This is a genomic window from Campylobacter showae CC57C (genome assembly GCF_000344295.2).
Lineage (GTDB): Bacteria > Campylobacterota > Campylobacteria > Campylobacterales > Campylobacteraceae > Campylobacter_A > Campylobacter_A showae_B.
Map to the genome: position 1 here is coordinate 1 of NZ_AOTD01000232.1, position 891 is coordinate 891.

The following is an 891-nucleotide window of genomic DNA, read 5'->3' on the forward strand; positions in this document are numbered from 1 at the left end:
CAAGCCCCTTCCCCCTTAACAAAGAAGCAAAACGACCTCAAACAATCTTTTTTGTTTAGATGGTTTTTAACACATGGCGTCAAATTTAATCAACCCAAATTTAGCATTTTCGCGGTACGGGTCTCGGTGCGTAAATTTCAAATTTTAGTCAAATTTAGCCTCAAAATTTGACTAGAATCACCCGCCCTCCTCGATATTTTCCTGCATAAAAACCCGCATACTCGGAAACTCAAGCGCGCAAAGATGGCCGAAACCATGCTTATAAACGCAGCCCGTGTCGATATTTGCGCTAAATTCCGTGATATCGGGCTCAGCGATTGGCGTATGGCCGTAGACGTTAAAAACGCCTTCGTTTTGGCTAAAATCGCCTCTGCCGCAAAGCACATGCCGCCTAAACTCCGCCGCGCTATCGCCGTGCGAGTTGCGTAGCGCCCACATCCGCCCAATCGCCGAATGCGACGCGACGAGCCGCCTGCCCTGAGCGTTTTTAAACTCGGCAAACTCCAAATAAAGCGGTAAATTTGACAAAAACTTTAAATGCGCGAGCTTTTGTACGCGGCTAGCTTTGGCGTAGGAGGCGAAAGTCTGCGCGCCGCCGTTTAGGTAAAACCAGCGCGGGTCGCTAGGCGTCTCACCGCGTAAAAATGCGTCTTTGTGCTGCAAAAGGCGGCACTCGTGATTACCCATCACGGACGCGTAACCGCGCCGCATCGCTAGCTGCACGACCTCAAAACCTCCCTCGCCGCGGTCTATCAGATCGCCGACGAAGCAAATTTTAGAATCGGCGCCGCGCGGCAAGCGATCTATCAGGGCGCAAAGGGTTTTATAACAGCCGTGAACGTCGCCGATGAGGTAAATTTGGTCGTCATAATCATCTAACATTTTTATTTG

1 protein-coding gene is annotated in these 891 nt (G+C 50.3%); it reads right to left on the reverse strand.

Annotated features, from left to right (window positions below; genetic code table 11):
• Nucleotides 1-177 precede the first annotated feature (177 nt).
• Nucleotides 178-891, reverse strand: a 714-nt coding sequence (locus H740_RS09165; protein WP_002953444.1) for a metallophosphoesterase, incomplete at its 5' end; no start/stop codon positions are given.